The organism is Bacillus sp. AFS018417, assembly GCF_002560985.1.
Classification (GTDB): Bacteria; Bacillota; Bacilli; order Bacillales; family Bacillaceae_G; genus Bacillus_A; species Bacillus_A rhizoplanae.
The window spans coordinates 1-22,316 of record NZ_NTTM01000004.1; the positions used below are offsets into that span (position 1 = coordinate 1).

A 22,316-nucleotide genomic window follows, 5' to 3' on the forward strand; every position below is an offset into this window, starting at 1 on the left:
TTTATAAAATATTTACTTTAACTAATAAAGCTACTAAAATTTGAAGAAGGATTTGAATATTTACTGCTATATCAGTATCTGTAGTAGTTACTGAAACGTTTCGAGAATTTCTAATAATAGTACGTTGTCTATTGATTTGTGTAATAGCTGATTTTTGAAAAAGTTCTTGTGCTATTCTATCAGCTTTTTCACTATCTGCAATAGATATACTTATAATAGCAGTAATTGCTGCTTGTAATGCTGCTTGAATCGATAGTGCTACTTTTGTATCTGTAGTAGTAACTTGAACGTCAGCAGAGTCAACAATCGCAATATATTCTTCAGACAATTGATACATTTTATTTTTTTGCTTAGCTTCTTCTGAAATTGTTGGATCGTTGAAGGATGGATGAGGCTTTGAAGAATCTAATGCACTCCATTTTTTATCTTGATTTGGATACCAAACTCCAGACATAAATTCTCTCCTTTTAGTCTAAAATGTTATTAATTTGATTTTGTAATTCAGAAAAGATTTTTTTAATTTGTGCTTTTTTCTCTGAGGGTAAATTTTTTAGAAATGAATCTGTTATATCATTTCTATTTAAAACATCTGAAAGTACTATATTGATTATTTCGTCCTTTTGTTTTCCGTTAAGTGTTGAAGAAATCAATTCTTTTAAATCATCCATTCCAATATCCCTCCAAATTGGGTTTAAATTATTAGTTAGTATTATCTAACTAGAATCATTATATGAAATAGAGTAGATATGGTTTGGACAAGTATCATTTTAAAAAATTTTTTATAATATTTTTTAGTAAATAATAGATTACATTGGTCTTAATAGCCGAACAAGTTTACTTCTGTTGTTATCGATTTCTAAATGACCGTCTTATTCTTTTTTGGTCCTTTAGGCAAAATGTTTTTATAAACGTCGTAACTTTATTTTAAAGCCACACAATTTGCATTTACTAATAAATGACATTTAGATGCGTATATCAACAATGAATTACTATTAAATAGTAGATTCTGTATTTAAATCTTCTATTTTAATACCACGAACATGTAGCTCCCTTAATATTTTTAAATATTGATATAAAAGCTTTTGATGCTTCTCTTTTATTTCTTTTATCTCCTGCACATTTATTTGCAAACGTGTTTGTTCTTGCTCTAATTTTCTTTTCAACTTTTCATTTTTATTTTCAACTATGGATAATTTATACGTAAGTTCATCAATTTGTAGTTGTGGCTCATTATTATCAACGCAAACTACATCATTTGATTTTAAGGAGCGTTTTTCACACTGTTTCCAATTTGAAAAATAACTTTGTCCCGAATAGTAGGAAGGCACTCAGTAATTCCTTTAATTTCATCTTCTGTATACCATTTAAGATGTACATGTTTTTTTGTATATTTAATTCTTGCGAGTATCGTTTTTTCTGTATTAAAAGACCATATTTGACCGTACAATAGCTTTTTTTTCCAATGAACGTTAAAAGAAGAATTTTGTCTTTCTACCTTTGAACGTAGAGGACTTTGAGTTAATACCTGCTCATCTTCTAGCCAACCATAGAATTGCTTTATGGGGGTAAGATTAGTTTGCATAGCTGTAAATGTTAAAGGAGCTTCAATGTTAATAATTTGTTCTCTAAATCCCATTAGATATTTGACATACTCTTCAATGGTACCTTTGTTCTGAACCCCTTTAAAATCCATGTTTTTGCTTTTTAGAAAACGAAGATACTTCAATAAAGCATATGCATAACGTTCCCCTGTCAAATAACTATTTAGGCTAACTAAATCTAGCCAGAGAGACACCTCAGGAATCGGAATTCCATTATCTGTAATTAAGTAACGTAATTCATTTTCTCCTTTCGCTATTTCTACAAGTAAGGTATCATTTTGGTTCATTATCATTCCTTCTAAGATAAAAATCTATAGCTATCAGTTTCCTTGTATAAAAAATGTCAACGATATAGAATCGTTGACATAATAGTAACAGAATAAATCTACACATAAGATGTTCCGTTTTGGTAAAAGAGAATAGTCATACAAAGAAATCACTCCTAACAACTAGAACGTTCGTTCTTATTATATACGAACTTGCGTTCTTTTAGAAGGGGGATTTCATTAATTTTCCACATGGAAATGAAGTTAAAGAAAGTAAACGTATAAGCGTAAAGTAAAACCGCCTACAAGGGCGGTTTCTTTTTTGGTGTTGATTTTAATTTTTCTCTGTACCGTAAAGCATCAGTAGTTGTAACTAAGATGTGGTCCCCTGAATAGTAGGTGATTTCTCGTTATTCAGGGGAGGGTACAAATGAGAAGGTACTTTTGTTTTTAAATTTCTAAAAGTTTAAAAATGAACCTTTACATCTTTTTACTTACTATCAGTAGATTCTCTGCCTAAAAATGCGACAGGCAAGATACTAAAAAAGAATGTGAAGAAAGAACGATACCATTAAAAATAACATAAGAATATTATGTATAGAAAAAGCCATCTAGTTGTTAGATTAGATGTTTTTTTATTTGTAAAACAACGTGTCATTATGGATGTTATAGCCGTCATTGTATTGATTGAGTGTTTATTTAAAATGGTAGAGCTTGTGTGTAGGTGGTTGTGATTACCGAACCGCACAGTAAAACATGTTGCCAAGAAATCTTTTTCAGTTTAGCCATTAGTGTTGAGATGAACCACTGGATCATGTGGGACATTCGAAACCTATAGATAAAAGTCACATGAAGACTTTAAAGGAGCAAAGATCAATGGAGGTAGTAAATAGAGAGAAAATTTTAATCCTTACCGGAAATTATGGGGATGGTCATATTCAAGTAGCCAAAGCACTACATGAAGCGATACAAATTCGATTTCCGGCATTAGAACCGGTGATTTTTGATTTTATGCAATGGGTCCATCCCTATTCTAATCATGTAAGCCGTTTTCTTTTCCTCCAAGGAGTAAAAAAATTCCCTCAGGTGTATGGGTATATTTATCAAAAAACACGGAGAGTGAACACTTTATCTAATTTGATAAAGACGATTTTCTCTACAGGTTTTGGACGATTGCTAAAATTAATTGAAGAAGTGCAGCCGACCGTTGTAGTCAGTACGTTTCCTTTGGCAGCAGCTGTGATGTCAAGGTTGAAATCCTATGGTTTAACCGATATTCCTACTGTAACCACCATTACTGATCATACAGATCATAGTTGCTGGATTTATCCTTTTACGGATCAATATATCGTCGGCTCAAGTATTGTCCGCGATTCTTTGATTAACTTAGGCGTTAAAGAGAATCGGATTGCTCATACAGGGATTCCCATTCGTCAGCAATTTTCTCAGTCCTTTGAACGAGAGGAAATTTTCGAGAAATATGGTTTAGATCCTCATATTCCTACAGTGTTAGTAATGGGGGGCGGTTATGGCATGATTGGTGATGGAAGTTCCACCTTTCAGGAGTTTGATACGTTATCGCAGCCTATTCAATTCATCATTGTTTGTGGACATAATGAAAAACTTCGTATGCAATTAAAGGAAAAGTTAAAGGATTCTAAACATCACATCCATCTCACTGGTTATATCAATTACGTTCATGAGTTAATGGCTATTTCCGATCTAATGATTACAAAACCAGGAGGAGTCTCTACTTTTGAGGCGATTGCCATGGAGTTGCCTATACTTCTTTATAAACCTATTCCGGGTCAAGAACAGGATAACGCTACATTTTTAGTTTATTCAGGCGTGGCGATTCAAGCAAAAACGGATCGGGATTTAACCGATCATTTATCCAAATTATTGAGCGATGTAGAATTACTTCAACAGATGAGGGAGAATTCGAAACGATTTCATTCTAAAGAATCTGCGTTTGCATCAGTAGAAGTAATTATGAATACAAAAGAAAACAATAACAATGGACATGACCTAATGTATTCGTTTGGTTCATGATTAGTTAATAAAGTAAAACATGGGAATTTTAATGTTTGCGTCATACAAGTTCAAGAAACCAGTAGCTCGCTCTTTATCTATTGGAAGTTTATTTGTCTTCTTACTTCTTACAGGAATATATTTGTATTTTCTTCATACATCAAGCACTTCTAAAATGAAACACTACAAGAACAGAAATGATAGAAAGGGGGTAGTGTAGGAGATGGTTAAGGTTATTTTACTGGTATTGTTCTTACTAGCATTATACTGGCTTGTTCCATATATTCTTACTACCGGTTTTGGTATCGGGGTATTAAAAAGGAAAGATTCTTCTGCAAAAATTGCTTTTACTTTTGATGACGGTCCCAATCCTATTTATACTCCACAGCTATTGGACTTGTTAAAAATAAATAATATGAAAGCGACATTTTTTGTCGTTGGTTCCAAAGCGGAACAATACCCTGAGTTAATTGAAAGAATGCAAGCAGAGGGGCATTTAATAGGAATGCATAATTACGTGCACAAGTCCAACTGGATTATGGCCCCTTGGACGATAAGGCGGCATGTAAGGAAGAGTGCTTCCATCATTGAAAATATTACTGGGAAACGTCCCATCTATTATCGTCCGCCATGGGGATTATTGAACTTATTCGATTTTTTTCTAATGAAAAAGTATAAAATCATCCTATGGTCGGTAATGGCAGAGGATTGGCGCAGTAAAGGCGGCAGTGAAAAAGTTAAAAAAAGACTATTACGGGATATAAAAAATGGGGATGTTATCCTCTTGCATGATTGTGGAAAAACCTTGGGAGCGGATGAACATGCCCCTATGAATACCATTCATGCATTAAAAGATGTCTTTAAAGAACTATCAAGCCGCGATATGTCTTGTGTAAGAATTGATGAATTGTGATAGTAGATTGAATAGTAGACACGGATTATAATGAAAAAAATTAAACATTAGGTGTCTACGTGAAAAGGTATGATGAAGATTTTAACAGACAAATAGTTTGGTGCATCTTGGAAGAAGGGAAAAGTGTAGCTCAAGTGGAGGGAGAGCTGAATATCACTATATCCAAGTTTAAAAGGATCTTCGCACTAGAACAATACAAATCCCCTTTANNTAAAGGGGATTTGTATTGTTGGATGATGTGTAGGGACAATAAATCTAATGAAAATGTCTTATTAAAAAATGTTTTAGACCATAGAAAAAAGTATTAGACTGTTAAAGTTGTAGACTGAAAAGGGGTTTTCACGTCTAGAAAGCACCTTTTGTTTCCTTTTCATTATCGAAAGTTGTTGTATCTTTTATAAAGTTGCATACTCGTATTCTAATTTATTACTTAGCTGTTTTATTATAATCTCTAATGTTTCTTTTTCTAATGTCTCCGCATTGTTAACTATGAAGTTTAATACACTCCATATCTTAGCTACTGTAATTTGTTGTGTTAATTCTGAGATTGAGTATGGAAAAGGTATTGAGGTAGCTTTCCAAAATTTGAGGTATGTATTAGCAATACTGACTTCTAGTAATGTCTCCGTAGTTCCTAATCCACAAGATCAATAGCAGGAGAACCATATCCTATACGTTCCCAATCGAATAGAACTAATTGATTGTTATTTCTCATTCTCCTAAATAATATTTAAAAAGCTAAATCCATATATCGAAGCAACTGTAAAGATAACCGTCCAAACTGCTAGACTAACTGTCATCCAACTTATAACGTGTGTCCGGTTAGACCCAAATGTTAAAGCTAATACGGCCGCAATATCAGTCCCTACAAGAATTGGAGCGATCAAGGCCAAACCTGGAATACCATATCGTTCCCATATTCTTCTTGATCGAGTTTCTTTTTTAGAAGGTGTTGTTATACCTTTTTTTAACCTTCTTGCTGCTTGCCATTTGGCATACTGTTTAAAGAAAAAGCCTAGTATTAGAATTAAAATAAGATTTCCTACAAATGCTGTTATTCCTACTGCAAATGGTTGTAACCCCCATGCGATACCAAGTGGTACAACGATTGATACATCCATCCATGGGGCAAAAGCTAATAGAAATAACACTACATATTGCCATAATGCACCTGCATTTTGAGCCCACTCCAGCATATCGTTCCATCCCCTTTTTTCTTTAGATTAAATACGATTTAAAATAAGAATAGTAGTTAACCAATAGACAATGTATTGACCCGCACCTAGTACACCAATGCACAGTAATGGAACAAAATTATGTTGAGAAAAGAGGAAGCAAATCCCTGCCGTTACTGGAAGTGCAATACTATAGTAAATATACACATTTCGGCAAGCCTTATAGGTTACCCACTGCTGCCCTTCATCTATTTCACGAAATTCGGATGGTATAAAGCCAAATAATCTAATCTTATCATCATGATTTTTCCTGTTATAAAACTTTGTAAGAATGACCCATAAAAAAGTAACCGTAACTAAAATCCCAAAACATAATCTAGCTAAAATGACCTGTGTATTCATAAGAGAAAATAGTAAAAACGCAATAATCAACACAAATATACTGGCCCCCATAAGCGGAGCTCTTAAAACCTGTTTCATCATAATCATTCCTTTCCCCTTAAATAAAAAACATCTTCTACGGTAACTTGAAACGCAGCAGCTATTTTTAACGCCATAGTGACAGATGGAGAATAATCACCTTTCTCTATTAATCCGATTGTCTGCCTTGTCACTCCAATTGCATCAGCTAAGTCCTGCTGAGTCCATTTAAATCGTGCCCGTAATTCTCTTACTCTATTTTCCAGCATTTTGATTTTCCTTCCTTTATTTTCTATCACCATCATTGTAAAAGATTGATTACAAAATGTAAATAATCATTTGCATTTTGCAATTAATAATTGCTAAAGAAAGTATAAATAACACCATCTATATTTTGGTAAAGAACCGAATGAATACCAATCGTTTTTTTCAGCTACTTCCGAACCGAAACTGTTAGAAAAAACACAGGAAAAGCTACCGAAAACCTTTAGATTCTATACCGTAAGAAACCCAGCTGGAAAGGAATTGAAAGGCTACTAAACCCTTACGAAACTTGTGTTTTGGCAATCACGGGCATGGAAAAGAGACCGAATCCACGCCCAGGCCCGATCTCGTATTTCTGTAGATTATTTTCCATTTTTGAAGAGAAATAAGACAACCTTTGATAAAATTGTTAATTTTAATTTAACCCTAAAAAAATCAATATAAAGCCGATTAATCAACTAAATGAACTGTTAAATAATTTTAGGAGTTCCAAGTATTTCACAAGGTGTTGTAAAATGGATATATATTACATAGGAGAAAGAGTGCTATTTGATAGGGGAGGTTTTCAAATGCATATTGATGAAGGGGTAAATCTGCGGTTAACCGGCCATGTTATTCAGTTAATGAATAACGGAATAGCCGTCACAAATTATGACGGAACCATCACATTCAGCAATCAATCATTCTGTAGTATGTTAAACAAATCAGAAAACGAAATCGCGGGCAAGCACATATCAACAATCATTCCCAACAGTAAAAAGCTATTAGTCAATCAAAATGATAATCTGTACAAGTATGAGTATAAGAGCGGCAATCAAGTGTTTATCGTGAACGAATCCCCTGTATATCAGGATGGGAAAAGACAAGGATCGATTGTAATACTGGAAAACAAGCCAAGCAAGGAAAAGAGCGTACAGTCTTTGGAAACGATCATCAGTCAGTATGAAAATGCTTTGAATTTGCTGTCTGAATGTATTCTAGGGGTGGATGGGCAAGGAATCATCAATTTCTTAAGTGGTTCTTATGCGCAATTTTTAGGAATCGATGACCCAAAGGATGCGATTGGGAAGCATTGTACGGAGGTTGTTGAGAATACGAGGATGCATATTATCGTGAAAACGGGGAATGCGGAGATTGGGCACATTCAGCGTATAAATAATCGGAATATTATTGCAATTCGTATACCTATTGCCAAGGAAGGTAAAATTATTGGTGCCATAGGCAAAATTATGTTTCATGATATACAGCAGTTTAAGGCTTTGGCGGATCAGATCAGTACGATGGAATCGAAGCTGTCATATTATGAGTCTGAATTAAAACGGCTGCAACGGGGGAAGCTTTCATTTCAAAGCATTATAGGAGAGAGCGAAAAAATGAATGAAGTGAAGGATATGGCCTTAAAGGTTTCAAAAAGCCGGTCTACCATTTTGATAAGAGGCGAGAGTGGAACAGGGAAAGAGCTCTTTGCCCATGCGGTTCATAATGCTAGTCCGCGTGCTGCAGGTTCATTTATTCGTTTGAACTGTGCCGCGATTCCGAGGGATCTTTTGGAGGCTGAACTGTTCGGGTACGAAGAGGGCGCTTTTACAGGAGCGAAAAAAGGTGGAAATCCTGGGAAGATTGAGCTGGCCCATAATGGAACGTTGTTTTTGGATGAAATCGGCGATATGCCGTTGGACATGCAGGTGAAATTGCTTCGCGTTCTTCAAGAGAAAGAGATTGAAAGAATCGGTGGCACGAACATTCGCAAGATTGATGTCCGTTTTATTGCGGCGACACATCGAAATCTCTTTGAAATGGTTCAAAACGGGAAATTCAGAGAGGATCTATATTACCGGTTGTATGTTTTTGCGATTGATATTCCTCCGTTAAGAGAAAGAAAGGGAGACATTATACATATAACGAAATTTTTAATTCAGAAATTGAATGAGGAGCTTGGAAGCAGCGTTCTTTCATTGGATGAGAGAGTGAGAGATATATTTATGGAGCATGACTGGCCAGGGAATATTAGGGAGCTAGAGAATGTGCTCGAACGATCGATGAATGTTGTTGAAGGAACTATTATTCAAGTGCATCACCTTCCTGTCTACTTGCGGAAAAAGAGTTTGCAAGAGGAGTTGTATCATGAAATGTTTGCAGTGGATCAAGATGAGATTGAGATGAATTATTCGTTGTACATGGAAGTGGAATCAGCTGAAAAACGGGTGATTGCGAGAGCTCTGGAAAAAACATCTGGAAACAGAAAAGAGGCAGCCGAGCTTTTAGGAATTCATCGGGCCAGCTTATATCGGAAAATAGACAGATATGACATACAATGAGGAAATGGAAAGGGCAAACAGGCCCTTTTTTTGTTTGGAATGTGGATGTCGATAGAGTGTACAGCAATATTCACCGTCGCATTTTTGCGACGGTGTCTCATATATGCGACGTTTATAAAAGAGTCATCGTTATAATTTGTAGCATAAATGCGACACATGCAAGTGTACATATAAGGATTTTGACAGCATGTCCCTGAAGAAATAAGGAATTTGGCAATAATTAGAGTTTTGGCATACCTCTTGCTATATAAAAATAAAAGCCTCGTAATTTTGGGGATAAAAAAGAGTTTAGTAGAAAGGGGAATAGAAGCCAATGATGGAGAATTACAGCCTGCCGCATTTTATTATGCGAAGTATCGAAAAGACACCAAATAAGGTGTATTTGCAATTTGAAGAACAAAGGGTCACTTATGAAGATCTCTATCATCGGATCACTAGGGCCGCAGCGGGATTTCGTGAGCTGGGCATCCAAAAAGGTGACAAGGTTTGTATTATGCTACATAACGCTCCTGAATATCTGGATGTGTGGTTTTCTTTATCTTTTATGGGAGCAATCGCGGTGCCTCTTAATGTGCATTTAAAAGGAGAAGGCCTGCAGTATATTTTATCCCATTCCGATTGTAAGTTGATTATCGTTGATCAGGACTTTGTTTCGCAAATTGCTTCTTGTTTGCCATTTATACAAAGGGAAATTCAAGTTGTCGTCTATGGCAATAATGAAAGCGTCATCATGATGGGGAATGGTGAAGAACGACCGGTAATCGGATTGAAAGATGTATTGAATACAAATTATCACCATTTTCCAAATGAAGCTGTTTCCTCCTCTTCTATCAACAGTATCCTTTACACCTCTGGAACGACTGGATTGCCTAAAGGGGTCATGTTAAGTCATTCTGCTTATGTAAATTCCGCACAGTCATTCGCCGATCATATGGTTGGCGCGAATTCAAAAGATATTTTATTTACAGCGCTGCCGTTATTCCATATTAATGCCCAAGCTCATACAGTCTTCGGTGCTATTCATTCCAATGCGACGGTCGCTCTTGGCAAGCGTTTTAGCGCTTCTCGTTTTTGGGATGAAATCCGCTACCATGGTGCGACGATTTTCAATTCTTTAGGATCCATGATTCCGATTCTCTGCAAGCAGCCGGAAAAGGAGAACGATCATGAAAATCCTGCAAGGGTGACGGCATGTGCCGCTACGCCTAAGGAATTCTGGAAGATGTTTGAGGAGAGATTCGGCGTTCGGATCGTGGAAGGCTACGGATTAACGGAGACGACGGGTTTTTGTGTAACGAATCCATTGAACGCCAATAAGCCGCCTTCTATCGGAAAACCGTATTCCTACGTAGAGACGAAAATCGTCAATGAGGAAGGAAATGAAGCGCCGATCGGTGAAATCGGGGAGATTTACATCCATTCCTCACAGGCAGTCATGGAAGGCTACTATAAAATGCCGGATAAAACGGAGGAGGCGTTGGAAGGTGGATGGTTCCATACTGGAGATCGCGGTTATCGGGATGAAGAGGGCTACTTATACTTTTGCGATCGTATCAAACAGTGTATCCGGAGACGTGGAGAAAACATCTCTTCTTGGGAAATCGAAAAGGTTGTGAACAATCACCCGAAAGTGCTTGAATCAGCGGCTATTGGCGTCCCGTCGGAAGTGGGAGAAGAGGATGTCAAATTATATGTGATTTTGAAGCAAGGGGAAATGATGTCCCATGAAGAGATTATAGATTGGTGTCAAGAACGCATGGCTTATTTTATGGTGCCGCGATACGTCCAGTTCAGTGAATCTTTCCCAAAAACCGCGACGGAACGGATTCAGAAGTTCAAGCTGAAGGAAGAAGGAATCGGTGCTGCTTGGGATCGTGAGCAGGCCGGATATGTAATTACAAGAACGAGCTGAAGATGATTGTTTCATAGAAAATGTGCGTCTTATTACATGTTGGAAAGAAGGGATCGCATTGGAAAAGAAGCGGGTTGTTTCATGGTCTAAAGAAAAAGGGATTGCGACCATTATCATTAATAATCCTCCTGTTAATGTATTGAGCTATGCCGTGATCGAACAACTGACGGCAGCGGTTGATGAAATTGAACGGGATGATGAAGTGATTGTTGTACTGATAACCGGTGCTGGAGAAAAAGCCTTCGTTGCCGGAGGGGATATTAAGTCATTTCCAGAATGGATTGGAAAAGGAAGTGAATATGCCGAGGGAAAATCATTGTGGCTTCAGAACCCGTTAAATAAAATGGAAAGACTGCCAAAGCCTGTAATCGCTGCTGTTAACGGATTAGCGCTTGGAGGCGGGTGTGAGTTGGCTTTATCCTGTGATTTACGGATTATGGAAGAACATGCCCGAATCGGGCTTCCGGAAGTTAAGCTGGGCTTGTTTCCAGGAGCGGGAGGAACGCAGCGTTTGCCTCGTTTAATAGGAGCAGCAAGGGCAAAAGAAATTATGTTCACCGGCGAACCGCTCACTGCTGAAGAAGCTTTGCAAGCCGGTCTAGTGAATCATGTTGTTCCCCGCGGTGAAGCGCTGAATAAGGCGAAGGAGCTGGCTGCGAAGATGGCTCGTTTTTCCCTTCCAGCTTTATCTTTGATGAAGCAATCTATCAATAAGGGACTGTCCCTTTCTCTTGAGGAAGGGCTTAAAGTGGAAGCCGAAAATTTTGGTCACGTATTTCAAACGAGTGATGTAAAAGAAGGAGTGGAAGCTTTTATAGAAAAAAGGATACCGCTTTTTCATCATAAATAAAAAGGTACGGCTGCAAATTTGCAGAAAGCAGCTTCATATCCGGATGCCTGTTAGGGGCAGGCATCCAACGATATATACAAGAATTTAAGAAAATCCATTTTTATTGAGGGGGGATTGGAGTTATGGATTTATTGATTGTGTTATTATCGCTCGGCCTGCTTATATTTCTAGCTTATCGGGGGTTCTCCGTGATTCTGTTCGCTCCTTTGTGTGCTTTGTTGGCTGTGTTTTTGACCGAGCCGGGGCATGTTCTTCCGTTCTTTTCCAATGTCTTTATGACGAAGATGGTCGGATTCATAAAATTATATTTTCCAGTGTTTTTGCTTGGAGCGATATTTGGTAAATTGGTTGAAGTCACTGGTATAGCAGAGAAAATCGCGAAAATCATCGTTCGTTTTATAGGCGCGAAAAGAGCCATTCTTTCCATCGTGCTGATGGGAGCGATTCTTACATACAGTGGTGTAAGCTTATTTGTTGCAGTATTTGCAATTTATCCATTTGCGGCGCAGTTATTCCGCGAAGCTGATATTCCGAAACGTCTCATTCCAGCGACAATCGCATTCAGTGCATTCACGTTTTCCATGGATTCGCTTCCTGGATCTCCTCAAATCCAGAATGTCATTCCGACTACGTTCTTTAAAACTAATATTTATGCGGCCCCAACATTAGGAATCATCGGCGCAGTATTTATCTTTACATGCGGCATGCTGTATTTGGAAAGGTGTAGAAAGAAAGCAGCCGCTAATGGCGAGGGTTATTTCGGGAAAAATGGTGCTACTTCTGAAATGGCTGCTACAACTAGTGTTAGTCAAGCTGCACCAACGCCGATTGTTTCAGGAGATGCCATTACAGTTGGTCACTGGATAGCATTCCTTCCGCTTGTACTGGTCGGTGTGATGAATAAAGTTTTTACAGAATTCATCCCCGTTTGGTATGCAAACGGATTTGATTTTGCTTCAATAGGTTTGAAGGATTACGGAAAGATTGATATGACGCAAGTTGTGGGTATTTGGTCAGTGGAAATGGCGCTTCTTATCGGTATACTGACCGCTGTATTATTAAACTTCCAAGCGGTAAAAGAACATTTTCAATCTATTACAAGCGTGGGTGTAAGTGGTTCTATTCTAGCTGCCATGAACACTGCAGCTGAGTTTGGATTCGGTGCCGTTATAGCAGCTTTACCGGGCTTTGTTATGATTCAAAACTATTTGACTGGAACATTTTCAAATCCTTTGGTTAGCGGGGCGGTCATGACCAATATATTATGCGGGCTGACGGGCTCGGGGTCAGGCGGAATGAGCATCACATTAGGTTTAATGGCGGAAAAATATATTGAAGCGGCAACGAATTTCGGTATTCCATTAGATGTGCTGCATCGTGTAATCGCAATGGCGGCAGGAGGCATGGATACTCTTCCTCATAACGGAGCAGTTATAACTCTGCTTGCAGTTACAGGCTTAACGCACCGAGAAGCTTATAAAGAGATTTTCGGCATTACTTTGATTAAGACGTTAGCTGTTTTCGTCGTTATTGGAGTTTATCTGGTGTTTTCTATTGTGTAGGTGGGAGATTTATTGATTGTCATAAATACCATAGCTAGCAAGTTCAGATTATATATAATTTTAAACAAAAATAGCCATCGTTTCATGGATATTCCATGAAACGATGGCTGTTTGTATGTCTTCAATGAATAAAGGAAGTGATGGTAATATATTTATTGCTGTTAATGAGCTCGACCTGCAAATCAAACAGGATGACGTAGTGCTTGTTGAAGGTATTTTTGTTTTTAAATTTCTAAAAGTTTAAGAATGAATCTTTATATTTTTTGACTTAATATCAGTAGACTCTTTGCCTAAAAATGCGACAAGCAAGATACTAAAAAAGAATGTGAAGAAAGAACGATACCATTAAAAGTAACATAAGATAATTATGTTTAGAAACAACCATCTAATTGCTAGATTAGATGGTTTTTATTTATAAAACAACATGTCATTATGGATGTTATAACCGTCATTTTATTGGTTGAATGTTTATTTAAAATGGTAGAGCTTGTGTATAGGTGGTTGTTATTACCGAACTGTACAGTAAAACATGTTGCCAAGAAATCTTTTTCAGTTTGGTTATTAGTGTTGAGATGAACGACTGGATAATGTGGGGCACTCGAACTCCATAGATAAAAGTCACATTAACACTTTAAAGGAGCAGAGATCAATGGAGGTAGTAAATAAAGAAAGAATTTTAATCCTTACCGGAAATTATGGGGATGGTCATATTCAAGTAGCCCAAGCACTACATGAAGCGATATAAATTCGATTTCCGACATTAGAACCGGTGATTTTTGATTTTATGCAATGGGTCCATCCGTATTCTAGTCATGTAAGCCGTTTCCTTTTCCTTGAAGGAGTAAAAAAATTCCCTCAGGTGTATGGGTATATTTATCAAAAAACACGGAGAGTGAACACTTTATCCAATTTGATAAAGACGATTTTCTCTACAGGTCTCGGGCGATTGCTAAAATTGATTGAAGAAGTGCAGCCGACCGTCGTAGTCAGTACGTTTCCTTTGGCGGCAGCTGTGTCAACTCCACTCGTGTTAAGCATCTCTTGAAGGTGATACACGAGAAACCCCCACTTCAAGATCCGCAGGAGATAAGTGGCGGGAGTTTTCATGGATATGAGGGTACATCGTTAGATTGGCTTTATAGGTATGGGATATGAACTATATTAAACAATTAACAATATTAGTTAATTAAGGTTATTTTTCACTATATAAATAATAAAAATACAAATATATCTATTAATGTAAATATTGTGAACAATTGGTAATAACTATATAATTCTATTTCTATTTATAGTAATTTATAACTGTAGCAAACAGCTACTAAGGCGGTTTAATCCTTACTTAATAAAAGTGGGATTTAGCTAAAACTAAATTGAGGGAGTGGTTTTTATGGAACCAATTCAACATGCTGACTATTTGGGTTGTGCGTTAAAATGTGCTGGCCCCTGTCTCGGAGTTTGTGCTATTGATACAGCTAGTCCAGTAATGGATGCAGTTGGAACAGCATCAGGTTATGCTGGAGGCCACGGTTAAACCGATATATCAGTTGAAGTTACTAAGTCGGTTTAGTTCTTACTAAAAGATTTAGCCAAAACTAAATTGAGGGAGTGGTTTTTATGGAACCAATTCAACATGCTGACTATTTGGGTTGTGCGTTAAAATGTGCTGGCCCTTGTCTCGGAGTTTGTGCTATTGATACAGCTAGTCCAGTAATGGATGCAGTTGGAACAGCATCAGGTTACGCTGGAGGCCATGGTTAAACCGATTTATCAATTTTGCTTCTAAATAAAAGGCCATCCGTAGCAGGATGGCTTTTATTCAAATCAAAAAATAAGGAAGTGTATAAAATGGAAGAGAGAGGATTTTATTTTAAAACTTCTAAAAATACCTATTTTTATAATGATGTTTCAGGTAACGTAGAATTAGCAGATGGCTCTAAATCAGAAAAATTAGTTTTTGGGAAAGAAAAAGCAACTCCCAAAACAATTAATAAAAAATCTTTGAGTGATTTCATTGATAAAAATGGTTTTAGTCAGCTTATCTTAATTGTTACAGAAAGTTGTAACCTGAGATGTAAATACTGTTTATATTCAGGAGAATACGATAACAATCGAACACATAATTACTTTAAAATGCAAACTGGTACCGCGAAGGAAGCTGTATTTAAGTATTTGGCAAGCGTGACAAAAATTAAACAAGAAAAACCTTTTATTATTCCAATGATTGGTTTCTACGGTGGAGAGCCATTACTAAACTATGAACTTATTAAAGAGATTGTTAGTTATGCGAAGGAAGTATACAACGGTAAAATCTATTTTAATATTACAACGAATGCAACTCTTTTAAATGAAGAAAAAATAAAATTTTTAATAGATAATAACTTTTTTTTATCTATAAGTTTAAATGGTTACAAAGAAGAAAATGACCGAATGAGAGTATTTGCAAATAATAAAGGTACATACGAAGTCATTATGAGTAAATTACGTTTTATTAAAGAAAATTATCCTGATTACTTTAGGACAAAACTACAAATTATTGATGTTTTTGATATTGGTACAGACCTGTATAAATTGAAAGATTTTTATCTATCAAATGAATTAGTAAAAAACAAAATATCAATTTTGTTACAAGTTTCAGATGTGGGAACTGATTGGTACGATCAGTATACTGATGAGGATAAAGAAAAATTTAATAATCAGATACATACTCTAAGAGAAGAATTTAAAGAAAAAGTAATTGCTGGCGAAAAATTAGATCCACTTTCCAGATTGTTGTTCGCTTTACCGATATATGAAATCATTAATAGAGCTGTTAATGCTCCATTAAATGAATTAAAAGCAGAATTTTTACCTTATACTGGAACTTGTGTTCCGGGGACTAAAGTTGCTGTTGATACTAAAGGAGTTTTACATAGTTGTGAAAAGGTAAATGATAAAATGCCTATCGGAACTGTCAGGGGGTGGCTTGACATTGATAGAATAGCAGAAAGTCTAGAAAAATATAATCAATACATGGGCACCCAATGTGTTAATTGTCCTATTCAACGATTATGTCCAACATGTTTTAGGAATTTCATTGACAATGAAGGTGGTTTTGATAGAAAACTAAGCAAGCCTTGCAAAGAATTTATTACTGAAAAAAGGAATGCATTTAAAACCACTTATACATTGTTAGAACAAGGCGTAAAACTGGACGGAATATTAAATATGTAAATTATAAAGGAGGCAGATGGTCATGAATAAATACTTTAATTTATACTCTCATTGCGTTCCTGTTAACGGACAATTACGTAGTACACTATATAACTTTAACGAAGAAACGGTATTTCATCTTAAAGAAAAAGAAAGTATCATTATAAATCGAATAATTAATGGTCAAGAAATTAAAGAGATTAAGAAGGACATTGATGGGGATATTGTAGATGAATTTATAAATTTATTAATAGAAAAAAGTATGGGGGAATATTCAAACAACTTCCTTCCAAGGGAAACTTATCGAAAAGGAGCAATAAAAAATTTATTAAAAGATGAAAATATCCCTATGCAAAATTGTTTCATAGAACTACCATGCGAATGCACAAAAAATTGTGTGCATTGTGATGACACCAAAATAAACGGTTGCTATAGTTGCAAAAGAGCTACGCAAACTGCTATTAAAGAATTAGGATTTTACTATAATTTAATGCGCGATATTGTAGCTTTGAAGTTTAAAAATCTTTATTTTCATGGTGGTGATCCATTACTTGAATGGGAATTTACAAAAGAGATATTACATTTTACATCTTTGTTAACTACAAATGAACAAAATATATTTATACAAACAAATGGTAGTCTTTTAGATAATGATAAAGTTAAATTTATGTTAGATTTTAATATTACACCAATTATCAATATCGATTTCACAAGTGATAATTCAGAAGATATTTTGCAAATGGTAAAATCTATAAAAACAATAGTTCACAACTTTAATGAAAATCATAAAAATGTTATAGTAAATGTGTTGTTTAGCACAGAAAGTTTAAAAGATTTCAAGTTAATATATGAGAAATTACATGGGATAGGTGTCCGACATATCATTCCTTCAGTACTCATTAATAGTCTTGATGATAAAGTAGTTTACCACCAGTATTTACCTGTATTTACAAAAGATATTAATACCTTTTCGTATCTAGGAGAATATCACCCTTGTTTAGCGGGTACTTTGGCAGTTGGAGCGGATAAAAAAGTATATCCTTGTCCAAGAATGCATGAAGAACCACTAATGGACTTGGAAAATAATGAAAGATTTTTAGATTTATTTGATGAAAAAGCTAATATAATGAAATACTGGAAATTAAGTCTAGAAAAGATAGAACCATGTAGTAAATGTGAATTTAGACGAATGTGTGGAGATTGTAGAGCTGCAGAAATGGAGTTTTCAAAAGATCTTACGAAAAAAACATTATGTTCTTACGTCTAATATGATTAAAGTAACAAAGTGGAAGAGGAGGTGAACTGTATGGAATATATCAGATTAGAAAATGTTAATAAGAGATTTAACACTGAAGAGTTCGTATTAAAAAATATCAATTTAGCTTTTACGTCGGGTGAACGAATTGGAATTGTTGGTTCAATAGGTTCTGGTAAAACAACATTATTAAGAATTATTATGGGAATTTACCGTCCAACATCTGGAGAAGTATTGCATTATATAAATAAAAATCAAATTGGATACTTACCCGCATCCAAAGGGGTTACCGATGAATTCACGGTATTGGAAAATTTAATGTTTTGGGCTAAGGCATTTAATCAATCAAGTAAAGCTGTGAAAGAAGTTGTATCAAATTTAAAAATGGAATCTATGCTTGAGAAAAAAGCATCTCAATTATCATCTGGAATGAAACAAAAGCTCGCTTTTGCATGTGCTATCATTCACAAACCTAAAGTATTAATATTAGATGAACCTACAGTTAACCTCGATGTAGAAAATAGAATATTGTTGAAAAATTTAATTAAAAATTATCTTCTCGATAGTTGTATTATAATCACTTCGCATAATTTTGATGATATTGAAAATCTTTGTGAGCGAATATTGTTAATTTCAGAAGGGAAAATAAAAGTTCAAAAACAATTAGAGACTTTAAAAACAGAGTATAAAAATTCAAAAGTACATATAAGACTATTAGAAGATATATCAGAAGTACAAATGAAAGCAATACAGCAAGCCTTTAATCAGTCTGAAGTAAAGAAAGATGAGATTATCATTGACCGAGATACGTATAATTTAAACTCAGTATTACTTTTGTTAATCAAATTACAAATTAATATTAGAGATGTAGTCGAAGAAAGTGTCATGTTAGAAGAAATATATTTAAATATTAATAAGAAAGAGGGATAGAAGAGGTATGAAATCTTTAATCTGGAAAGAGTTTCGCCTTGTAAAAAGTCGTTGGCAAAAAACAATTTTCATACTCTTTATATTAGCAGTTCTATCTTTATATGCTACATCAAGTTTGAAAACGCTCTCTATTCCTATGAAATTTAATTTCATATTAGGTGTAACATCGATTATCTTTATGTCGGAAATAATATTTGAATCTATTAAGTCTGATAAAGGTAACAAAACCTTAGAAAAACTACTACCACTATTTAGTGCAGAAAAAATTATATTGGCTAAAACTGTATTTGGTATGATAACAGCAACCCTTGTAAGTATTACATACTCTATGGCTTTTTTTATTTATTTTGTTTTACTAAAAGGCTATCCTCAATTTGAAATCTTAGGTGCTATTTCTTTATTACCAGTTATTAATTTATTGTTTGGAAATATTCTAACGGTATTGATCTTATTGATTGATAACATGTTAGTGACTAAGCTTCTTACGATGACTGGAACGATAATCTATATATTGTTATTTTCCAATACAGGAGATATTGGGTTACTATTTATATCAGTTGCTGTACTATTTATAGTTGCTTTTTTGCTAAATATGGTAATAAAAAAACGTTCAATAGAAAATATTTTATAAATGTCAAATACTGATATTGATAGAAGGTGAAGGTGTTGAAAACTTTTGTAGTATATTTCAAAAAAAGCCTGATGACGATTTTTTTATTAGGGTTTATAACATTTCTAATTGCTGGTATTACAAATGCCATTCCTATTTTGTCACAAAAAGTATTTGATGAGGGCATATTAAAAGGAAATATTAACAGTATAATTTTATTTACAGCTGTACTTATCATTATATATTTCAGTCGGGGCATATTAAATTATATTAGTGACTTTCTACTAGCAAAAACTTCTTCTAAAGTAATCGCTGATATAAAAACTGATATGATACATAAAACATTAAATATGCCAATGTCATTTTTTGATAGCAAATCTACAGCTTATATCTTATCTAGAATAAATGAAGCAAACTCTTTGTCTTCAATATTCACACCTACAGTATTTAGCTTTTTCTCGACTTCAATATCAATGATAGGAGCCTTAATTTTCATATTTAGCAAAAGCATTTTGATTTTTATTATTTGTATATTATTTATGCCACTAGTTTATATAATTTCTAATAGTTCACTAAGTGTAATAAATAAATATTCTAAAGAAATGTTTGAAACAAACGCTAAAACAAATAATAAAATTCATTCAACCTTTGAAGGAATAGTAACTTTAAAACAACTAAATCAAGAGAAAAATGTTAATAAAAGTATTTCAAAAGAGGTATTTAGTTTAGCTGAAAAAACGGTATACCAAAGTAAAACAATCAGTAAAAGTTCACAGTTACTTAATGTAACAATTCTTATCATTCAAACTTTAATTATTGGTACGATTGCTTATTTAATTACACAAGGGAGATTGCAAGTTGGAGATTATGTGTCCTTGACTCAATACGTTGGTATGGTATATGCACCAATTACAATGTTCCAAGGTTTCAAAATTACCATACAACCTGCGTTAGCTGCGATGTCACGTTTAAATAGTTTAATTGGAAAAACAGTCCCTGATAACAAAGGGATAAAGGTTAATAAAATTGAAAGCATTTCACTTGAAAATGTATCTTTTAAATATGAAACAGCACATAAAGAAATACTAAAAAATGTTAATTTAGACCTGAATACTGGGGAAAAATTAGCCCTTATCGGTAGCAATGGTTCTGGCAAAACCACAATTGTAAAACTTTTATTAGGATTCTATCAAACTTATTTAGGAAATATATTTATAAATGGAACAGAGTTAAAAAAAATAAATATAAAAGACTTAAGAGATAGAATTGGGATTATACCTCAAAATATATATTTATTTGAAGATACAATTGCTAATAATATCAAAATAGGAAACACTATGATTAAAGAGAGCGAATTTCGACAGAAAATTGATTTACTTAAAACTAATGGTATTTTAACAGATTTAGATTTAAACAAAAAAATTATTGAAAATGGGAAAAACTTATCTAAAGGTCAGATTCAACAAATTGCTTTTGCAAGGGCTTTTATGAAAGAGTTTGATGTCTTGATATTTGATGAAGCTATATCAAATATGGATCAAAAAGCGAGACAAGCTTTTAAAAAGATTTTGTCTAAGGAATTTTCAAATAAAATATGTATTTTTATTAGTCATGATAATGAATTAAGTAGTTTTATTAATAAAGAATTTGTTCTAGCGTCTAACTTAAATCAAGAAGATAAGAAGGAGGAACGATCACGATGAACACTTTTTATATATTTATGGTCATTCTCGCAAGCATCATTATTATCGTTAAAGTTCGGAGTGGGGAGTTAACTTTAAAGGTTATAGCTATTAAGTTTATTACTATTGTAATCATACTGGGTTTAGTATCATATATAATGATGCAGTTAGAATAAAAAAGTACCTTAATTTTCAAAAATAAAAAGAGAACAAATTCTGTATTAAAGTAATAAAAGTCATAACATATACCCATTAATCTAGTAAAAACAAAATGAGGCTGTTCCAAAAGGTTGTTATTGAACGACCTTTTGGAACAGCCTCATAATACTTCGAACTTTAAAATGCTCTGTCCTTAAAAAACGCCACATCCTGTAATAATTTCTTCTTCACTTAACAATGTGGCTTCTTGAATTGTGATGTTATTCTTTTTCATAAAAGATTGTACGGTGTTAACCTACGGCGTAACCTGCGCCAGATGATAAGCCTACTGGTGAATAACCTTCTTTTTTATCAATTTCATCTCCAAACATGTAACTACTAACTTCCGCAAATCTTTTTAAATTAAAACCTTCCCGAATGACATGAATCGAATATTTGAGTTCTTCTTCATCAATTGATGTGAGCCAAGGACCTAAATATTCTTCACCATACAACTCAGTAGCAAATGAATCAGTAAGTCCTTCGATGACTAAATATTCACCTAACGTTACGTCTCCATGATCCCAATCGAAATAAGAAAAACGGTGGTTATGATGAAATTCATGGGCAATGAGCGCCAGTATTCTCGGAATGTTATAATTGTTTGGATGAATGGTTATGGTAACATATCCAGGTATTCCGCTGAAACCGCAGTAACCATTATGAAAGGTGTTAATTTTGATAAACCTCACCTTTGTTATTTACTAAAAATAAAATCTTACCGTTTATGAGAGAGCCAATTAAATATCTATTTGTAGTGCTTACCATTACAATTTACAAATCCTACTGGGTAATGCGTAAAGTGTATGACTGGATCCCTTGGATTACCAATTCCTACTTTTACACGTGTTCTATCAACATACTCCTCTTGTAATTCAATTTCTTCCCCTTCTTTTAAGTCTGGAATAGGTTTTTTAAGTCTAACTTATCTCCATAGCGAATGGCACAGAAAGCTTCATCTTCTTCAACTAATTTTATTGTTGCTTTAACATGTACGATCGGACCATGGAATGAAAGTGGATTTCGATGATGTTCCATAAAATAATCTGCTAATGTATTTCCGAAATGCGGATGTCTTTGTAAATGTTCAGCCATAGTTGTTTCCTCCATAGTTTATATAAATGATAGTGTTTACAGATA

21 protein-coding genes and 2 pseudogenes are annotated in these 22,316 nt (G+C 34.6%); 14 read left to right on the top strand and 9 right to left on the bottom strand.

Features of this window, described 5'->3' with window-relative positions:
* Nucleotide 1 precedes the first annotated feature (1 nt).
* The 4 genes from CN326_RS02190 to CN326_RS02205 all read right to left on the bottom strand — a co-directional run bounded on the left by CN326_RS02190 (nt 2) and on the right by CN326_RS02205 (nt 1,888).
* A complete protein-coding gene (locus CN326_RS02190) occupies nt 2-454 on the bottom strand; it encodes a spore coat protein (RefSeq protein ID WP_098305804.1) in 453 nt (150 codons plus the stop codon).
* A 13-nt stretch (nt 455-467) separates the two neighbouring features.
* A complete protein-coding gene (locus CN326_RS02195; protein ID WP_098305806.1) occupies nt 468-668 on the bottom strand; it encodes a spore coat protein in 201 nt (66 codons plus the stop codon).
* 324 nt (nt 669-992) lie between these two features.
* On the bottom strand, nt 993-1,328 hold the full coding sequence (locus CN326_RS02200) for a hypothetical protein (protein ID WP_098305808.1): 336 nt from the start codon (nt 1,326-1,328) through the stop codon (nt 993-995).
* Nucleotides 1,262-1,888, bottom strand: a complete 627-nt coding sequence (locus tag CN326_RS02205) for a hypothetical protein (protein ID WP_176524513.1) — start codon at nt 1,886-1,888, stop codon at nt 1,262-1,264. Before CN326_RS02205 ends, CN326_RS02200 begins: the two co-directional genes overlap by 67 nt.
* 855 nt (nt 1,889-2,743) lie before the next feature.
* Between CN326_RS02205 and CN326_RS02210 the strand changes: the two genes are divergently transcribed.
* Together CN326_RS02210 and CN326_RS02215 are read left to right on the top strand one after the other, a co-directional pair.
* Nucleotides 2,744-3,919 (top strand): MGDG synthase family glycosyltransferase, encoded by a 1,176-nt coding sequence (locus CN326_RS02210; protein WP_098305810.1) that lies wholly within the window; start codon nt 2,744-2,746, stop codon nt 3,917-3,919.
* Between the two features lie 202 nt (nt 3,920-4,121).
* Nucleotides 4,122-4,811 carry a polysaccharide deacetylase family protein gene (locus CN326_RS02215; RefSeq protein ID WP_098305812.1) on the top strand — a complete coding sequence of 230 codons (690 nt, stop codon included), beginning with the start codon at nt 4,122-4,124 and terminating at the stop codon, nt 4,809-4,811.
* 719 nt (nt 4,812-5,530) lie between these two features.
* On the opposite strand, the gene CN326_RS02225 is transcribed toward CN326_RS02215, so the two are convergent.
* Genes CN326_RS02225 through CN326_RS02235 form a run of 3 tightly spaced genes read right to left on the bottom strand, consistent with a single transcriptional unit; the run spans nt 5,531 to nt 6,675 of the window.
* Nucleotides 5,531-6,007: a small multi-drug export protein gene (locus CN326_RS02225; protein ID WP_098305816.1), complete on the bottom strand. Its 477-nt coding sequence runs from the start codon at nt 6,005-6,007 to the stop codon at nt 5,531-5,533.
* A gap of 27 nt (nt 6,008-6,034) precedes the next feature.
* The gene (locus CN326_RS02230; RefSeq protein WP_098306239.1) at nt 6,035-6,469 is read right to left on the bottom strand and encodes a hypothetical protein; all 435 of its coding nucleotides are present in this window, start codon (nt 6,467-6,469) and stop codon (nt 6,035-6,037) included.
* Nucleotides 6,470-6,471: 2 nt separating this feature from the next.
* Nucleotides 6,472-6,675, bottom strand: a complete 204-nt coding sequence (locus CN326_RS02235) for a helix-turn-helix transcriptional regulator (protein WP_098305818.1) — start codon at nt 6,673-6,675, stop codon at nt 6,472-6,474.
* 564 nt (nt 6,676-7,239) lie between these two features.
* On the opposite strand from CN326_RS02235, the gene CN326_RS02240 reads away from it, so the two are divergent.
* The 12 genes from CN326_RS02240 (at nt 7,240) to CN326_RS02285 (ending at nt 20,999) form a co-directional block, all read left to right on the top strand.
* Nucleotides 7,240-8,988, top strand: coding sequence for a sigma 54-interacting transcriptional regulator (locus CN326_RS02240; protein WP_098306241.1), 1,749 nt, complete (start codon nt 7,240-7,242; stop codon nt 8,986-8,988).
* A gap of 313 nt (nt 8,989-9,301) precedes the next feature.
* Complete coding sequence (locus tag CN326_RS02245; protein WP_098305820.1) at nt 9,302-10,900, top strand: ATP-dependent acyl-CoA ligase; 1,599 nt, start codon at nt 9,302-9,304, stop codon at nt 10,898-10,900.
* A 58-nt stretch (nt 10,901-10,958) separates the two neighbouring features.
* Nucleotides 10,959-11,750 (top strand): enoyl-CoA hydratase, encoded by a 792-nt coding sequence (locus tag CN326_RS02250; protein WP_098305822.1) that lies wholly within the window; start codon nt 10,959-10,961, stop codon nt 11,748-11,750.
* A 122-nt stretch (nt 11,751-11,872) separates the two neighbouring features.
* On the top strand, nt 11,873-13,312 hold the full coding sequence (locus CN326_RS02255; protein ID WP_098305824.1) for a GntP family permease: 1,440 nt from the start codon (nt 11,873-11,875) through the stop codon (nt 13,310-13,312).
* A 769-nt stretch (nt 13,313-14,081) separates the two neighbouring features.
* Nucleotides 14,082-14,357, top strand: a complete 276-nt coding sequence (locus CN326_RS02260; RefSeq protein ID WP_255258075.1) for an MGDG synthase family glycosyltransferase — start codon at nt 14,082-14,084, stop codon at nt 14,355-14,357.
* Between the two features lie 342 nt (nt 14,358-14,699).
* On the top strand, nt 14,700-14,843 hold the full coding sequence (locus tag CN326_RS24465) for a huazacin family RiPP peptide (RefSeq protein WP_176524514.1): 144 nt from the start codon (nt 14,700-14,702) through the stop codon (nt 14,841-14,843).
* An 83-nt stretch (nt 14,844-14,926) separates the two neighbouring features.
* Nucleotides 14,927-15,070 (top strand): huazacin family RiPP peptide, encoded by a 144-nt coding sequence (locus tag CN326_RS24470; RefSeq protein WP_176524514.1) that lies wholly within the window; start codon nt 14,927-14,929, stop codon nt 15,068-15,070.
* A gap of 87 nt (nt 15,071-15,157) precedes the next feature.
* Nucleotides 15,158-16,522: a radical SAM protein gene (locus CN326_RS02265; protein WP_255258076.1), complete on the top strand. Its 1,365-nt coding sequence runs from the start codon at nt 15,158-15,160 to the stop codon at nt 16,520-16,522.
* Between the two features lie 22 nt (nt 16,523-16,544).
* A complete protein-coding gene (locus tag CN326_RS02270) occupies nt 16,545-17,768 on the top strand; it encodes a radical SAM/SPASM domain-containing protein (RefSeq protein ID WP_255258077.1) in 1,224 nt (407 codons plus the stop codon).
* A 39-nt stretch (nt 17,769-17,807) separates the two neighbouring features.
* A complete protein-coding gene (locus CN326_RS02275) occupies nt 17,808-18,686 on the top strand; it encodes an ABC transporter ATP-binding protein (protein WP_098305828.1) in 879 nt (292 codons plus the stop codon).
* A 7-nt stretch (nt 18,687-18,693) separates the two neighbouring features.
* Nucleotides 18,694-19,317: an ABC transporter permease gene (locus CN326_RS02280; RefSeq protein WP_098305830.1), complete on the top strand. Its 624-nt coding sequence runs from the start codon at nt 18,694-18,696 to the stop codon at nt 19,315-19,317.
* Nucleotides 19,318-19,352: 35 nt separating this feature from the next.
* The gene (locus CN326_RS02285; RefSeq protein WP_483295623.1) at nt 19,353-20,999 is read left to right on the top strand and encodes an ABC transporter ATP-binding protein; all 1,647 of its coding nucleotides are present in this window, start codon (nt 19,353-19,355) and stop codon (nt 20,997-20,999) included.
* Between the two features lie 331 nt (nt 21,000-21,330).
* Here CN326_RS02285 and CN326_RS02290 read toward each other — a convergent pair.
* Both CN326_RS02290 and CN326_RS25355 read right to left on the bottom strand, forming a co-directional pair.
* Nucleotides 21,331-21,838, bottom strand: a pseudogene (locus tag CN326_RS02290) (DUF2268 domain-containing putative Zn-dependent protease); the annotation flags it as partial.
* A gap of 86 nt (nt 21,839-21,924) precedes the next feature.
* Nucleotides 21,925-22,271, bottom strand: a pseudogene (locus tag CN326_RS25355) (hypothetical protein).
* Nucleotides 22,272-22,316 lie beyond the last annotated feature (45 nt).

Bases quoted from the DNA above. Each gene is read 5' to 3' on its own strand.
- CN326_RS02190 (WP_098305804.1), bottom strand. From the start codon at position 454: ATGTCTGGAGTTTGGTATCCAAATCAAGATAAAAAATGGAGTGCATTA.
- CN326_RS02195 (WP_098305806.1), bottom strand. From the start codon at position 668: ATGGATGATTTAAAAGAATTGATTTCTTCAACACTTAACGGAAAACAA.
- CN326_RS02205 (WP_176524513.1), bottom strand. From the start codon at position 1,888: ATGAACCAAAATGATACCTTACTTGTAGAAATAGCGAAAGGAGAAAAT.
- CN326_RS02210 (WP_098305810.1), top strand. From the start codon at position 2,744: ATGGAGGTAGTAAATAGAGAGAAAATTTTAATCCTTACCGGAAATTAT.
- CN326_RS02215 (WP_098305812.1), top strand. From the start codon at position 4,122: ATGGTTAAGGTTATTTTACTGGTATTGTTCTTACTAGCATTATACTGG.
- CN326_RS02225 (WP_098305816.1), bottom strand. From the start codon at position 6,007: ATGCTGGAGTGGGCTCAAAATGCAGGTGCATTATGGCAATATGTAGTG.
- CN326_RS02230 (WP_098306239.1), bottom strand. From the start codon at position 6,469: ATGATGAAACAGGTTTTAAGAGCTCCGCTTATGGGGGCCAGTATATTT.
- CN326_RS02235 (WP_098305818.1), bottom strand. From the start codon at position 6,675: ATGCTGGAAAATAGAGTAAGAGAATTACGGGCACGATTTAAATGGACT.
- CN326_RS02240 (WP_098306241.1), top strand. From the start codon at position 7,240: ATGCATATTGATGAAGGGGTAAATCTGCGGTTAACCGGCCATGTTATT.
- CN326_RS02245 (WP_098305820.1), top strand. From the start codon at position 9,302: ATGATGGAGAATTACAGCCTGCCGCATTTTATTATGCGAAGTATCGAA.
- CN326_RS02255 (WP_098305824.1), top strand. From the start codon at position 11,873: ATGGATTTATTGATTGTGTTATTATCGCTCGGCCTGCTTATATTTCTA.
- CN326_RS24465 (WP_176524514.1), top strand. From the start codon at position 14,700: ATGGAACCAATTCAACATGCTGACTATTTGGGTTGTGCGTTAAAATGT.
- CN326_RS24470 (WP_176524514.1), top strand. From the start codon at position 14,927: ATGGAACCAATTCAACATGCTGACTATTTGGGTTGTGCGTTAAAATGT.
- CN326_RS02265 (WP_255258076.1), top strand. From the start codon at position 15,158: ATGGAAGAGAGAGGATTTTATTTTAAAACTTCTAAAAATACCTATTTT.
- CN326_RS02270 (WP_255258077.1), top strand. From the start codon at position 16,545: ATGAATAAATACTTTAATTTATACTCTCATTGCGTTCCTGTTAACGGA.
- CN326_RS02275 (WP_098305828.1), top strand. From the start codon at position 17,808: ATGGAATATATCAGATTAGAAAATGTTAATAAGAGATTTAACACTGAA.
- CN326_RS02280 (WP_098305830.1), top strand. From the start codon at position 18,694: ATGAAATCTTTAATCTGGAAAGAGTTTCGCCTTGTAAAAAGTCGTTGG.